The organism is Hungatella hominis, assembly GCF_014288005.1.
Classification (GTDB): domain Bacteria; phylum Bacillota; class Clostridia; order Lachnospirales; family Lachnospiraceae; genus Hungatella; species Hungatella effluvii.
The window spans coordinates 600,430-615,571 of record NZ_JACOPB010000002.1; the positions used below are offsets into that span (position 1 = coordinate 600,430).

Here is a 15,142-nt window from a genome sequence, read left to right on the forward strand (position 1 = left end):
GGTCCTGGCGTGAATAGCGAGTGCAGAATTCACTGGAACTTGCGCAACGCTGTACTGGCTGCCTCACGATCCAAAAGCACCTCGCAGTTCGGATGCAGCTGAAGAATGGAGGCCGGTACCGCTTCAGTCACAGGTCCTTGCAGGGCCTGTCTTATAATCTCCGCCTTATGTGCTCCCTTTGCCGCCAGAATAATCCGCCTGCTTTGCATGATCGTCCTGATCCCCAGTGTCAGGCCGCCCAGCTCGTGCCCGTCGGGCACTCCCGTCTCTCTTCTCACCCTTGCCTCGAATATCTCGTCCATAGGAGATACCCAGGTATCGCTGCCAAACGGTGTTCCCGGCTGATTGATCCCGATATGGCCATTCCAGCCGATGCCCAGTATCTGCAGATCCGCACCGCCGTGTTCTCTGATACTGTCCTCGAATTTTCTGCTTTCCAGTTCAAAATCATCACTCTCTGTGAGCGGCATTAAAAAGCGCTCATCCGGCACGCCTAAATGGTCCAGCAGCTGGCTGCGTATCATGGCATAGCAGCTGCCCGCATAGCTCCGCGGGAGATTCGTCAGTTCATCTACGTTAAAGAACACGGCTTCCGAGACGTCAAAGGGATGGAGCTCATACAGCTCGCTGACAATTCTGTGCATATTTGTAGTCGTCTGCCCTGTGGAAAGGCCGATTACGGAATTCTTCTTCTCCAGAATCTGTCCGATAATTCTCCAGGCAACGATTTCGTCAAATTGTTTTTCATTTTCTGCAATAGTTATCTTCATGATTTATTCTCCTGTCATTAAATGCTGTTTATTCGTTCCCTTTCTTCCAACTATTCTGCCTTCAGGCACCCTACGGCCGCCGCACCGATTACACCGGAAAAGGCTGCATCGAAGCCGGATACCCGGAATCCTTTTGATACGTGGCGCATGGTCACTTTCTCCAGGAGATTTTCCACACGTTTAAAAAACCACGGATCTGACATCAGGCCGCCTCCGGCCACCACCATATCGGGATCTGACATGCGCACCAGATTCATAATGGTACAGCTGAGCACCGCAGCGGCTTCCTCCGCAATGGAAAGGCAGAAATCATTGCCCTCCCGGGCCAGCCGGAATACGGCCGCCGCCGGATATCTCCCGTTCCGTCCCAGCTCCAGGAGTTCCGCCGGAGCCTCCGCCTGCCTCTCTTTGACCATTTTGTGAATTCCGATTCCGGAAGCCGTGAGTTCGCAGCAGCCCCTTCGTCCACAGACACACTCTCTGCTGCTCCTGTAATCCACAACCATGTGCCCGATTTCCCCGGCATCACAGTGGGCCCCATGCAGCACCTTTCCGTCTATCACGAATCCGGCAGCCAGCCCCGTTCCCGCATTCACATAGATAAAATCGGAACAGTTCTTTCCCTCGCCCCACAGAAGCTCCGCCGTTGCCGCACTCCTGACATCGTTATCAATTCCCGCCGGCACTCCCAGCCGATCGGCAGCCATTTGCGCCAAAGGAATTGGAATTCCTTTTTCATGATTCACAGAATGCCAGATTCCATTTCTAAAATCGCTGATCCCTACAATGCCGATACCCGCTCCCCGGATTCTGTCCCCCGGGGCTTCCTCTGCCACATAGTTATCGAGACACTGAAGAAGATGAGCCGCTATTTCCTCCTGCCCGGTCAGCCCGGTCGGATATCTCCTGTAGCGCAGAAGCTCTCCATCCTCCCGGACCTCTCCGATGATGAGTTTCGTTCCCCCATAATCCATTCCCAGATACGTATTCATTACCGTTACTCCCTCTCTAAGCTTGATTTTTATGAAAAGGTTTTCATATTTTTACAATACCATCCGGTTATCCGCTTGTCAATTCGTGATATTACATAAATTTGATCCCGTATTTTTGTGAAAAGGGTTTCATTGCAATTTCATTTCGTTCGTGATATACTGGGAGGACCCCCGGTTCTTTATTCGTGGGAAACAATCAGATCTTTAGGAGGGGCAGATTATGAAATCAACGATTACAATTACCCAGATCGCCCAGGAAAGCGGCGTCTCGGTCGCCACCGTCTCCCGTTTTTTAAATGGAAAAGTACCGGTCTCCGCTGATAAAAAAGCCCGGATCGAAGCGGTTGTCAGGAAATATGATTTTACGCCCAACGCACTGGCACGCGGGTTAATATCGAAGAGAACCATGACGCTGGGTGTCATTTTGCCGGATATCACCAACCCTTATTTTGCGACCATTTTTCAGGAAGTCCAGAGATGCGCCGCTGAGGAGGGATACTCCGTCTATCTGTGCAACACCCGTTTTCACCACGGAGATGCCCCGATCGACGAGACCGGGTATTTCCGTATGATGATGGATAAAAAGGTGGATGGAATTCTGATCATCGGCGGACAGCTGGACATGGTCGAAATCACTCCCGCCTATAAAGAGGCACTGAACAAGCTTTCAGCCTCGCTCCCCGTCGTGGCGGCAGGCCGGGAGATTCCCGGCGCCGGCTGCATCTTTATTGACTCAGAGAACGGAAGCGGCGTCACGACTGCCTACAACTACCTATCCTCACTGGGACATAAAGATATCGCCTTCGTCGGAGGCCAGCCCGGCGTCACCATTACAGAGACCCGCCTGGAATCATACAAAAAAGCTGCTGCCGCATCAGGCCGCGGGGTACGTGAGGATTTGATATCCCTCTCCGACTACTATCTCCCGGATGGATACCAGGCCGCCGAAGCCCTTATATCCAGAAATGCGCCATTTACCGCCGTAATCACCATGAACGACAATGTGGCCCTCGGCGCCATCCGCGCATTCGCCGACCACGGTCTCTCAGTCCCGCGCGACGTGGCCCTCATCAGCTGCGACCGTTTCTACTTCGCCGACTATACGATCCCCCGCCTCACCAGCATCCATCATCACAGCCGCCGCTGGGGACAGATGGTCGTCCGCACCCTGATCCAGGCCGTCCAGGGCTCCACCGAAAACGCCCGCATCACCTTCCCCCCGGAACTGATTATCGGTGAAAGCTGCGGGTCACATCTGCAGCATTAGGTTTCGGTGTAACCTTCATACTTTTTTTCTGATTTTTCTGTTGTTAGAAAACTTTTAATATGATATACTGAATTTACAAACAGTATTTGGAACTATATTCTTATTTTTTTTCATATTTGAGAGGTGATACGATGAAAACCCTTGATGAAATTATGCCAGTACTTCAGCAGCTCCTCACATTAGTGGAACAGCACTTTGGCAACAAATGTGAAGTCGTGCTCCACGATCTCACGAAGGATTACAACCATACTATTGTCGATATCCGCAACGGAGACATTACGCACCGTTCCATAGGCGGCTGCGGAAGCAACTTAGGACTGGAGGTCCTTCGGGGCACCGTGCTGGACGGGGACCGTTTTAACTATGTTACCACCACACAGGATGGAAAGATCCTGCGCTCCTCATCCATTTATCTTAAAAATGATCAGGGAGACGTCATCGGATCGATCTGTGTGAATCTGGATATCACGGAGACGCTTCAGTTTGAAGGCTATTTACGCCAGTTCAACCAATTTGATAACTTTACCTCCAACGACGAGGAGATTTTCGCTCCCGACGTGAACAATCTTCTCAGCCATCTGATTCAGATGGGACAGGAACAGATCGGAAAGCCTGCCCTGGAGATGAACAAAAACGAGAAGATCGAATTTATCCGTTTTCTCGACCGAAAGGGCGCGTTCCTCATCACAAAATCCGGGGAACAGATCTGCGAACTTTTGGGAATCAGCAAATTCACTTTTTATAATTACCTCGAAATCAGCCGCAGCCAGTCCGATTCTTCTGACAGCGACCAGACCTGACAGGACATGCGGGAGACTGTAATATGAAGGAGCGCTCATCAACTTCACTGACTGAAGGGCCCATCACCCGGTCGATTCTGCTGTTTACAGGCCCCCTCATCATCGGGAACCTGTTCCAGCAGCTTTACAACACCACGGATTCCTTTATCGTAGGCAATTTCGTAGGCAGCGGTGCGCTGGCCGCCATCGGCGCCAGCGCCCAGATTATCAATCTGTTCATCGGTTTCATCATTGGCCTGACCACCGGTGCGGGAATCATCATCGCACAGTATTACGGCGCAGGGGATGGCACCCGTCTTCACTCAGCCGTCCATACGTCCTTCTGGTTCTGTATCCTGGGAGGAATTCTGGTTTCTATCGCAGGCTGTCTTCTCTCCCCCCTTATTTTAACTGCCATGAACACCCCGGCCGAGGTCATTCCCGACGCAGCCATCTATCTGCGCGTCTATTTCCTCGGGGCACTCTTCAATATCCTTTACAATATGGGAGCCGGTACGCTGCAGGCGACGGGAGATACGAAGCATCCGCTCTACTATCTCTGCCTTTCCTCTGTAGTCAATGTGGTGCTGGACATACTCTTCGTCACCGTCTTCCACATGGCGGTGCCTGGGGTTGCTCTGGCCACTTTAATCGCCCAGCTGGTCTCGGCTGTCTGTGTGTTATGGAAGCTGACTCATACCGATGATATATACCGTCTGGTACCTTCACAGATACGTTCCGACCGGGCCATGCTGGTAAAGATATTAAAATTCGGCATTCCCACCGGGCTTCAGACCGCCATCATCTCCTTGTCCAATGTCATTGTACAGAGTTATTTGAACGGCTTTGGTTCCCTGGCCATGGCTGGCAGCAACATTTACGGGAAGGTAGACAGCTTTGCTCTGCTCCCCGCCAACTGCCTGTCCCTGACCACGACCACCTACATTGCTCAGAACATGGGGGCAAGAAAGTTTGACCGTGTGAAGAAGGGCTTTAAAAGCTTTCTGTGGCTCGGCAACCTCTACGCAGTCGTCATGGGAATCCTGCTCTGCTTCTTCAGCGCAGGCCCGCTCCGGCTCTTCACCTCCGACCCGGAGGTCGTCCATTTCGGAGCTATGATGGGACAGGTTCTCGGACCGGGTTATATTCTGCTGATTACATGCCAGATTCTGATCGGAACCGCCAGGGGCGCAGGGAATACGTTCAGCACCATGCTTCTGTCTATCCTGAACTTATGCGGACTCAGAATCCTGTGGCTGACCATCATGATCCCCCTCTTCCCATCTATCTACACACTGTATCTCGGCTATCCCGTCACCTGGGGAACCGCCGCGGTCTGTATGGGAATCTACTACCGCAAAAAAATCAAATCACGCCTCGGGCTGCCCTGATTTTTCTTTCGTAAAACTCCCCGAATGAATCCGTTTATGATTCTCGGGGCATAAATTTATTTACCTGATTTAAGGGAATTGAAAGGAGACTAAGGGAATGAGAGAATTCAACTACTCACAAATCAGAGAACAAAAATGGGACTCTGACATCCTTGGATATATAGCAGCCATCTATAAAGAATCATGAGAGTTTTGATGTTATTCCGAATTCCAGAAACTGCATTCTGCAGCTGCACAAAATCATGTACAGCCACATGAATAACCCGATTGCAGGACACACAGAAATTTTATTTACTCCACTTGCTCCCTTCGAAACGCCGGAAGCCCTTGATAGAATTTGCGAAGAATATAATCGAGTCATCGGAAACATGGAAGTTGAGCCCTTGATTGCAATACCGGTATTTATTCATGACTTTTTATGCATCCATCCCTTTAATGACGGAAATGGCCGAATGAGCCGCTTACTCACGACACTGCTTTTATACCGAAATGGTTTTTATGTTGGAAAGTACATCTCACTGGAGTCTAAAATTGCACAGAATTACCTGCGATTGACATGGTAAGAAAATCAACTCAAAACAAAATCGGAAGATTTAATAAGCAGGATATCCGGGAGCTGTGCCCGTCCCTAAGCATCAGTTCCAATGGGGTTCTTTGCGAAAGCTGGTAAAGTCCGGTGAATTAAAACGTGAAGGCGCAGGAAAAGCAACCTGCTACATTCGATTGAAATAAATGATGGAAGATGCGTATTTTTGCGATTTGACTGCCAAGGCAGCTCTCCCTTAAATACCGCATCTTCTTTTCATATCAATTATACATAATATATTTGAATCTCAACCTCAAACATCCGGTTCCATGGCATCCAAAGGTCAAACCGGTACGGTTCCTGCGGAAAATACTTCGCCTGGAACTCTTCCAGCCGTTTCTTCACAATCTCCCGAACGACCGGCTCCTTATCTCTTAAATCGAGACGGTTCAGAGCCGGATCAATATCCGTCAGATGATTGGTCACATCTCTGCGCACCTCCGCCATATAGCCCCAGTCCTCCAGATACCGGAAGAACAGGAATTCTTCGGACGCTTCCCGCACCGCCTCCGATAAGCGCCCCAGCTTCTCCGCCGCGTTCCACGCGCACAGATGGGACAGCACCGTTCCAAGGGTATTGGATGAGGTGTTCCATCCGCCGTAGGCGGCCAACTCCTTCAGCATGTCCTGCTCGTATAGAAACTGCATCAGCGCCCGGTCAGCCCCATTGGGAATCGCGCAGTCGGCAATTCCCACTGCCAGCCCTTTTTTCCTGTATTTCCTGATTCTTGCAAGAAATGCGGACAGGTTCCGCTCACTCTCCAGAATAATATCGTCGGTAAGGATTTCCTTTTCCAGCTTTAAGCTGAATGGTGTAGGCGGATTGACCGCCAGTACGAAATCCGCCTCCGCAGACGTCTCTGCCTCGCCGCATCCGGCTGCCAGCAGGTGGGACAAAACCGTCTCACCGATACTGCGGTCCTCATACGATGGAATCTGTGTCTTTCCGCGCAGGGAGGAGTAATCGACGTAAACGGCAGGCGCCAGACCGCTCTGCCCATTGACCGCCCGGGCAAGCAGCGTACAGCCGATCTCATCAGCCCCCGGATACATGGCAATACGGGAAAGCAGATTTTTCTTTGCCATAACGGAGCTGAGTTTTTTCCGTTCAGAGGGAGCGTAACCGTACTCCCGGCAGTCGTCCAGAGGAATAATCATATAATCGATGACGCCCTCCTCCACCAGTTCGATGGAACGGATATGGTTGTTAAAATTGATGCGGCGGCGCTCTAAGAAATCGTTTAAGTATTCCTCCGGCACTTCCCGGCAGATGGTCTCCAGTTCTTTCAGTTCCTCCGGAGACGCCGCCTTCACCGACTCCTTATCCCGGATCACGCCGTAACGGAAAATGCGGTAGCCATAATCCTCATAATAATCCGGTTCTTCCCCGCTGCCGTCCCTGGCCGGCGCCCGGGTAATCAGTTGAAAACCGTATATCTGAATCCCCGGCTCCAGCCTCTTGATCTCCTTTAAACGCTCCAGCCGTTTAGCACAGACCGCGTCCGGCAGGTGATGGAGCCTCGACGGCACAATCCCTCCGTACAACAGCATATCCATGGATACCACGAGATGGGAAGCTCCTTTTACCTGTCCTTTGGTCCATTCCCAGACAGCCTCTACGTCAGCCTCCTTTTTAAAGTCTCCCAGAATCTCCTTTGGCGGCATACTCAGCTCCAGCCCGCTCATTCTTCCAATATAGTCCGGATAAATGTAATTGCAGGGCCGCTCGTCCAAAGGGATAAATACAATCTTTGACATATTGCATCTCCTTTTTCATACTTTTTTTAATATTTTTCTTTATCGTACACGTTTCTCCAGTTTCTGTCAATATAGTCAATATGCCGTATTTACCCGCCTCATCTTATGGAATATTCCTAATATTTTTGATTTTTTTACTTTTATATTGTGTTACATCCTAAATTGTGCTAACATGGATGATATCTAAATTTTAATCTGTTTTTATGTCTTTTTTCATACTTTTAGGAATATTTTTCTTTTGGTGTAACCTGATAACAGCAACAGGATAACAGCAGTCAAGAAAGGAGATTTGCCTCATGACAGTCTATTGCAAGGGCCAGCCGGGAGAACTTCCGGAGATTCTGGACTTTATTAACATGGTATTCAGCATGCACCAGGCCCCTCATAACTTCCGGACCCTCTTACCCAAACTTTACGGTGCGGACCGCCAGACTGAATGGTGCCACTATCTGGCAAAAGAGGACGGCAAGATAAGGGCCGTCGTCTGCGTTCTCCCCATCACCCTGGAGCATGGCGGCCATACGATCACCTGCGCCACCGTGGGCAGCGTATCGGTCCATCCTTACAGCCGCGGAAAAGGCTATATGAAGCAGCTGATGGCTATGGCTGCCGAAGATATGGAACGCCAGGGCATCACCCTAAGCATTCTGGACGGCAGGCGCCACCGCTATCAGTATTACGGCTATGAGCCCGGCGGCCACTATCTGGAATACCGTTTCAACGAGGATAACTTCCGCCACTGTGCGGCCCGTTATCCTGATACCCCACTCACACTGCGCCCGGTCGCGGCCGGGGATACCGAACGGATTGGGGTACTGAGCCGCATGTATTCCGAGCTTCCCGTACACACCTCCCGCTCCGTCCAGGATTTCTTTAATATCTGCACCAGCTGGGGCAGCAACCTGTACGCAGTGGATATGGAAGAAACTGAGAATCCGGCAGACGCCTCGGGTCTGCAAAAATCCGCACAGCCCACAGCCGGTTACATTTGCGGCACAAAGGACCATGTCTACGAACTGGTTCTATCGGATGAAACACTGCTCTTCCCGACTCTGAAAGCATGGTCCGCACTCCAAGGCTGCGAATCATTTACGCTGGCGGTCCCTTCCTATGATACGGAACGAATCCGGGGAGTGTCCGGTTTCTATGAGCGTTTTTCGGTGCGGGAAGAAGATAATTACCGGATTTTCAACTACAGCGACGCGATTCGGTTCTTCCTTTCCATCAAATCGGAGACAGAGCCTTTAACTGACGGCCGTCTCGCACTGAAAATCGGCGGCAGGCCCGCATTTGCCATAGCAGTCTCTTCCGGAGTTATCACCATAGAGCCATGCTGTGACACGCCAGATCTCTGTTTGAACGATGTGGAAGCAGTGGATCTCTTGTTTTCTCCGGCCTCGTTCTATGGCCGAGATCCGTCCTCCCCACTTTTTTCCGTAAACTGGTTCCCGCTGCCGCTATCCGTCTCTCACCTTGATAAATGTTAGGAGGTATTTACAATGTACCGAATTTTCCCATCACCGAAGCGATGCACGTTTTATCACAATACGCTGTCCTGCACCAGCTGCGGCGCCGTGACAACAGCGCCTGAAATCGAGGAATCCTGCCGGGCTGCCGGCTTCGATCCAGCCCCGCTACTGGCTTCTGTATTTCCAGGTGGTTTTTCGCCGGAAGGGATCACACTGACAGCCGAGTACGTATCGTGTGCGCCGGAAGGCTTTCAACTGAACATCGCTCCTTCCGGTATACGGATCTCCTGTGGAGACGGCGCCGGATTCTTCTACGCACTGGGTGTGCTGGTTCAGCTGGCTGCCCAGGCAGGCGGTCCCCTTCCATGTGCAGAGATTGCAGATGAGCCTGTCCTTTCTGTCCGGGGTATCATGCTGGATATTGGTCGTGACAAGATACCTTCCATGGAGACACTTCGTGGATTGATCGATTTATTTGCCTCCATGAGAATCAACCATCTCCAGATGTATATGGAGGGATTCAGTTTCGATTACGAGGATTTCCACTACCTCTTCACCAACGAAACACCCATGACTCCAGCGGAATTCCGGGAACTCTCCCTGTATGCCAGGGCACATTTTATCGATCTGGTCCCCAATCAGAATGTTCTGGGACACATGGAGAAATGGCTGGAGAAACCGCAGTTTCGCAGCCTGGCTGAATGCGAGGACGGCTATATCTTTGAAAATCTCTTCTGGCGCCCGCCGATGACCCTGGATGTCCGTGACAGCCGAAGCTTTGAACTGGCGGAAACGCTCCTGGGCACGCTGATGGAGGCCTCCGTCTCCAACTACATCAACGTCAACATGGATGAACCCTTCGAACTGGGCATGGGAAAAAACAAGGAGGCCGCAGAAAAGGAAGGCCGTCTGAGCCTGTACTTTGAATATGTGGAAAAGCTTCATGATTACTGCACCTCACAGGGCAGGAAGATGCTCATGTGGGGCGATGAGATTCTTCATCACCCGGACTGTGTATCCCGTTTTCCAAAGGATGCGGTCCTGTTGGACTGGATCTATGAGGGTGACGCCCATTTTGAGGACCACGCCAAACTGATGCAGAAAACCGGCTTAAACTACTGCCTCTGCCCCGGAACCAGCTCCTGGGGTTCCTTAACAGGCCGTTCCGACAATATGGCGAAAAATATCCGGGATGCTGCCTCCTGTGCCATCCAATATGGCGGGCGCGGTATTATCACAACTGACTGGGGCGATCTCGGCCACTGGCAGTACTTAAGTGCCAGCTATCCAGGATTCGCCTATACTGCTGCCTGCTCCTGGACTGGCCCCGAAAGTGATTCCGATTTAACGGCCTGGTTCTGCAACCGTTTCATCTATGAGAGCCCCGCTGAAAACGCCTTCCAGGCCGCCTGGGATCTGGGCAATTATTACCACCTGGAACATGCGCCGCTGTACAACACGACGCTGGCGTTCGCAGTCATGTCCAGCAAATACACCTTTGAATCCATAGAGGAATTTGATGCAAAAATGGAGCGGCTCCTGACACTTTCCGCCAACATTGCGCGGACGAACTCCATTCCGCCGAGAGAACCGGCTATTCGAATTGATTTTACAGCTATGAAAGAGTATTTGGACCGGGTGGAGACGGAAATTTCCGATATTTCCCTATGCTGCGCCGATGCCGCACTGATTCGCGCAGAGATGACAAATGGCCTGCGTATGGTTCGCCATGGACTGCATCTGTATCATACGATGACCGCACTCCGGGACGATCCGGAAGCATTTTCCCGGGAGATGGCGGTACTCTTCGATGACCTGGACGAAATACTGAAGATTCATTACTCTCTCTGGACAGCCAGAAATCGAAGCGGCGGATTCCAGAGAAGCACAGCTCACATGAACCACCTGCTGTTCTTTTACAAAAAGATGCAGAAAGAAAGCGGAATCTCCGCCAAATAGATGGGAAATACCGTCCGTAAAGAGGGGATACCGTCTAACGCTCCAATCAACAAAACCCCCGTTTGGGAATTCAACATTCCAAAACGGGGGTTTTTTACTGTTTTCCAGCCTCAGTTCTTTCTTCTATTCACTCTTTAATCCGCCTGCCTCGAGTCCCAGAAGCCGGCAAATCTGGAGATAAAGATGTTCCACATCCAATGGCTTGCCTTCAAATCCACTCATACCGGCTTCCATGGCTGCGTCCACATCCTCTTTGAATACATTCGCAGTCATGGCTATGATGGGAATGGCGGCTGCGTCCGGCCTGTCCATGGCCCGTATGGCCCGCGTCGCCTCCAGGCCGTTCATCTCCGGCATCTGAATGTCCATGAGAATCACCTGGATTTCTCCCGGCTCACTCTCTTTAAACCGCTCCACCGCAAGCCTGCCGTTTTCACTCCGGCTCACCACCGCTCCCTTCAGTTCCAGAAGCTGAATGGCGATCTCGGCGTTTAGATCATTGTCTTCCGCAAGCAGAATCCTGACTTCCTTCAACAGCGCTTCTCCGATATGGGGTTCGTTCACACTCACGCTATCGTATACAGGGCTGCCAACAGGCAGCGTAAGCGTAAAGTAAAATTCACTGCCGCGGCCCGGTTCGCTCTTCACCCGCAGTTCTCCGCCCATCAGCTGCACAATATTGTGGCTGATCGGCAGCCCGAGCCCGGTTCCCTGGCTCTTGGCATAATTCGTCCCCACCTGTTCAAAGGTATCAAAAATACGCGTCTGGTCTTTCAGATCAATGCCCACTCCAGTATCAAGCACCCGGAATTCATAAAGTGCATTCTCACTGTCCACATGCTCACCGGGGTCCCTCTTCTCCGTCACCCGGAGAATCACAGTGCCCCCCTCCGGAGTAAATTTAAACGCATTGGAAAGCAGATTCGTCAGAACCTGTCTCAGGCGGATGACATCACCGGTCACTCCGCCATGAGAAATATATGTCTCGATACGATAATTCAGGCCACGCCTGTTCGCGTCTGTCTCCATCATTGTCCGCAGCTCATTCAGCATACGTTCCAGAGAGAAGGGCTCGCTGGCAATGGTCAGCCTCCCGCTGTCCAGGCGGCTCATATCCAGAATATCATTGATCAGATCCAACAGATAATGGGAAGAAGCCCGAAGCTTCACAAGCATTTCCCGGATATTCTGTGGCACCCCTTCTGTCATTACGGCCAGATCCGCCAGCCCTACCACAGCATTCATAGGGGTTCTGAGTTCATGGCTCATGCGGGAGAGAAACTCGCCCTTCGCCCGGCTCTCTGCCTCAGCCTTTTTTAATTCACTCTGCATAACTGCGGCCTTCACATGGACACGGTTAACCCACAGAATGACAATAACCAGAATCAGAAGGACAGCTGTTAAAATCCCCACAAACATCATGGGATTGGCATAAATCAGTTCTGTTATGGAAAGCACGCCCGTCCCCGCGGAAACCATATTGTGATCCAGCAGTTCTGCGCTTCTGTCGCTGGGTATGCTGTTGATTGCCTTATTCATAATCGTCAGAAGCTCCGGGTCCGCCGGTCTTGCCATTGCCAAACAGATATCCATGCGGTCATTAATCAGCGTCACAGGTACGACGTTGGCAAAATGACTCTTCTGAATTTCATGTTCCATGTACGTGGCCAGACCGTAAGCAAAATCTGCCTCTCCACGGTTCACCGCCTTTAACGCCTCATTGATATTGCGATAGCTTTTTACCTCGGCAGCCCGTATGCTCTTTGGCAGCGTCCTTCCTTCAATCACCGCCCCCACAAGCTCGCTTCCCGGAAAGCCGGACGCTTTGTTGCGCACGATAATACTGTTCATACTGGCAAACGGAGCCGTAAGCACCATTTTCTGATTCAGCGAATCCGCTTCGTCCCCCAGATAAAATCCGAGTATATCCGCCTTCCCCTGCCGCACCAGGTCCAGCGCTTCTATATAAGATTCAGCAGAAACATATTTAAACTCCAACCCGGTAAATTCAGCGACCTCTTTTAGAATATCATATGACAGTCCATCATGCATATCATCCGGATTTTCGCAGGCCATTGGATGAAAATTATGCGGCATGGCCACTGTTACGATGCCCTTCAGCCGAATGTAGTCTGTCTCCTCCCGGGTGAGATGTATATCAACAGGAGATTGATTCATAAAATTGGCGGCATAGCGGCTTGCTGCAAAATCAGGATTTGAATCCGCAATTTTCGCCATGGCCATATTAAGGCCATCCAGGACCTCCTGGTTTCCCACATTCGTCACAATATAGTATGGCTGCGAATCATAAGAAGCTACCGCACGGATGCCCAGTCTCTGTTCCACACTGTTTCCCAGCAGTAAGTCCACCTCTCCCTCTATCAAATACGGATAAAGATTCCCATCCACCAGCTGGTCGTAGGAATAGTAGATCAAGGTACAGTCCAGATCATTCATGGACAGATATTCTTTTAACCGACGGATGTTTTCTGCAGCGCGGTCATAAACTCCTATAGTTTTCCCATTCAGCGATCTCAGATTATGGTTCTGTACAGAATCATCGTTTTCCCGTGCGAAAATCACCGACTTGCTGTAACCAATGTTATAATCCGGATAGGCATAATACTCCTCCATTCCTGGAAGATAATAATTACCGCCCATCAGTTCATACTCACCGTTGGCAAATTCTTCAAGCATAGTCTCCGGAACTGTATCGATATATTCATACTCCCATCCTGTATATTTGGCTATCTCATTAAGGTAATCCACCACCAGTCCATGGCGGCTTCCATCCGCATCTTTTTCCGTAATCCCTTTTGCTTCACTAAATGCTACCCGAAGCACCCGCGGTTGACTCTCCGCGGCCATTGAGGTAATGCAAAGCGCTGTCATTATCATGATCACAAAGCTTACCACAGCACAAAGCCGGAACCGTTTCACGACCGATGCTCGTTTCATCATCCGCACTCCTTCGCCGGAACTTCCTTCCGGACAGTATCTGTAATTATTTAATCATTAAAAAACATACTATGTCGAGTATAACAAAGTGCACTGGAAAAAGCAATCTTTTGAAGGTTACAGTTCACTCTCCGGTAACAGTTCAGTTCCCGCCCCGGACACCATAGTAAATGCAGAAAAGAGGCACTGCCCGCCGGTTCTGCACCGTTCGGGAAGCGCCCCTGCTGTTACTTTCTTAAAAGAAATCCGAATCCCGCATCTAACTGTCCCGCGTCTCCACATTTCCGTTTTTTATATGCACATCAAGCTGATTAAAAGGAATCTCGATTCCCGCTTCATCAAAGCGAAGCTTAATCTGCTCCATCATATCCCATCTCGTAGACCAGTAGTCCTCCGCGGCAACCCATCCGCGGCCGCCGATCGTAACAGAACTGGCCCCCAGATCGTCCACATAGACATCAATAGACTCCTCTTTTAAGACAGACGGATGATTTACATAAATCTGCTCTAAAATCTCCTTTGCCCGTTTCAGATCCGAACTGTAACCAATGCCGATTTTAATATCGACACGCCGCTTGTCCATGGCTGTCACATTGGTTAAAGGCGAGTTGGACAGTGTTCCGTTGGGAATTACCACCTGCTTGTTGTCAACCGTATTCAACACTGTATAGACAAGACCAATGGTATGCACCGTTCCCTCTCCGTCTTTAGAGACAATATAGTCACCTACCCGAAATGGTTTCATCATCAGGATCAATACCCCGCCTGCAAAGTTCGCCAGGCTTCCCTGGACGGCAAGACCTATGGCGATACTGGCCGATCCCAGCAGAGCCACAATGGAAGCGGAGTTCACACCGATCTGCCCGGCAATGATGAAGCCCAGCAGGCAGTACATGGTCGCGTTCAGCACGGACAGCAGGAACTTCCTTAAGCTGATCTCCATATCCATCCTTGTAAAGGAACGATTCAGCATGTGGTAAATAACTTTAATAACTCTGGAACCAACGGCAAAGATCGCCAGTGCAATCAGCAGCTTGATTCCAAATGCGATCAGTCCCGGAATCCAGCCTTTCATCGTCTCCAGCATAACGTTAGGCTTCAGCTGTTCTAAATTCTGCTGAACCTCCTGCTGCAGGGCCGCCAGAGATTCTTCCGGAATGCTCGCGTTTGAACTGCCAGTGATCATATTCTTATATCTCTCCAATCAAATCAA

General features: G+C 50.7%; 10 protein-coding genes and 1 pseudogene. 6 read left to right on the forward strand and 5 right to left on the reverse strand.

All coding sequences use genetic code 11. The features are described 5' to 3' along the window. Nucleotides 1–29: 29 nt before the first annotated feature. A complete protein-coding gene (locus H8S75_RS06995; RefSeq protein WP_187020295.1) occupies nucleotides 30–770 on the reverse strand; it encodes a 6-phosphogluconolactonase in 741 nt (246 codons plus the stop codon). 50 nt (nucleotides 771–820) lie between these two features. Beyond that, nucleotides 821–1,762, reverse strand: a complete 942-nt coding sequence (locus tag H8S75_RS07000) for an ROK family protein (protein ID WP_187020296.1) — start codon at nucleotides 1,760–1,762, stop codon at nucleotides 821–823. 220 nt (nucleotides 1,763–1,982) lie between these two features. Between H8S75_RS07000 and H8S75_RS07005 the strand changes: the two genes are divergently transcribed. The 4 genes and pseudogenes from H8S75_RS07005 to H8S75_RS33570 all read left to right on the forward strand — a co-directional run bounded on the left by H8S75_RS07005 (nucleotide 1,983) and on the right by H8S75_RS33570 (nucleotide 5,931). After that, entirely contained in the window at nucleotides 1,983–3,029 is a 1,047-nt protein-coding gene (locus H8S75_RS07005) for a LacI family DNA-binding transcriptional regulator (protein WP_187020298.1), read from the forward strand. A 131-nt stretch (nucleotides 3,030–3,160) separates the two neighbouring features. Beyond that, the gene (locus tag H8S75_RS07010) at nucleotides 3,161–3,829 is read left to right on the forward strand and encodes a helix-turn-helix transcriptional regulator (protein ID WP_187020299.1); all 669 of its coding nucleotides are present in this window, start codon (nucleotides 3,161–3,163) and stop codon (nucleotides 3,827–3,829) included. 23 nt (nucleotides 3,830–3,852) lie between these two features. Then, nucleotides 3,853–5,199 carry an MATE family efflux transporter gene (locus tag H8S75_RS07015; RefSeq protein ID WP_187020301.1) on the forward strand — a complete coding sequence of 449 codons (1,347 nt, stop codon included), beginning with the start codon at nucleotides 3,853–3,855 and terminating at the stop codon, nucleotides 5,197–5,199. A gap of 97 nt (nucleotides 5,200–5,296) precedes the next feature. Then, a pseudogene (locus tag H8S75_RS33570) lies at nucleotides 5,297–5,931 on the forward strand (Fic family protein). A 79-nt stretch (nucleotides 5,932–6,010) separates the two neighbouring features. On the opposite strand, the gene H8S75_RS07025 reads toward H8S75_RS33570, so the two are convergent. After that, on the reverse strand, nucleotides 6,011–7,543 hold the full coding sequence (locus H8S75_RS07025; RefSeq protein WP_187020302.1) for a DUF4127 family protein: 1,533 nt from the start codon (nucleotides 7,541–7,543) through the stop codon (nucleotides 6,011–6,013). A gap of 296 nt (nucleotides 7,544–7,839) precedes the next feature. On the opposite strand from H8S75_RS07025, the gene H8S75_RS07030 reads away from it, so the two are divergent. Beyond that, nucleotides 7,840–9,030, forward strand: coding sequence for a GNAT family N-acetyltransferase (locus H8S75_RS07030; RefSeq protein WP_187020304.1), 1,191 nt, complete (start codon nucleotides 7,840–7,842; stop codon nucleotides 9,028–9,030). Between the two features lie 12 nt (nucleotides 9,031–9,042). Further along, nucleotides 9,043–10,971, forward strand: a complete 1,929-nt coding sequence (locus tag H8S75_RS07035) for a family 20 glycosylhydrolase (RefSeq protein WP_187020306.1) — start codon at nucleotides 9,043–9,045, stop codon at nucleotides 10,969–10,971. Nucleotides 10,972–11,094: 123 nt separating this feature from the next. Here the strand turns inward: H8S75_RS07035 and H8S75_RS07040 are convergent, their stop codons facing one another. Continuing rightward, nucleotides 11,095–13,932, reverse strand: a complete 2,838-nt coding sequence (locus H8S75_RS07040; RefSeq protein ID WP_187020307.1) for an ATP-binding protein — start codon at nucleotides 13,930–13,932, stop codon at nucleotides 11,095–11,097. Nucleotides 13,933–14,188: 256 nt separating this feature from the next. Next, nucleotides 14,189–15,115, reverse strand: coding sequence for a mechanosensitive ion channel family protein (locus H8S75_RS07045; RefSeq protein WP_187020309.1), 927 nt, complete (start codon nucleotides 15,113–15,115; stop codon nucleotides 14,189–14,191). Nucleotides 15,116–15,142: the final 27 nt, after the last annotated feature.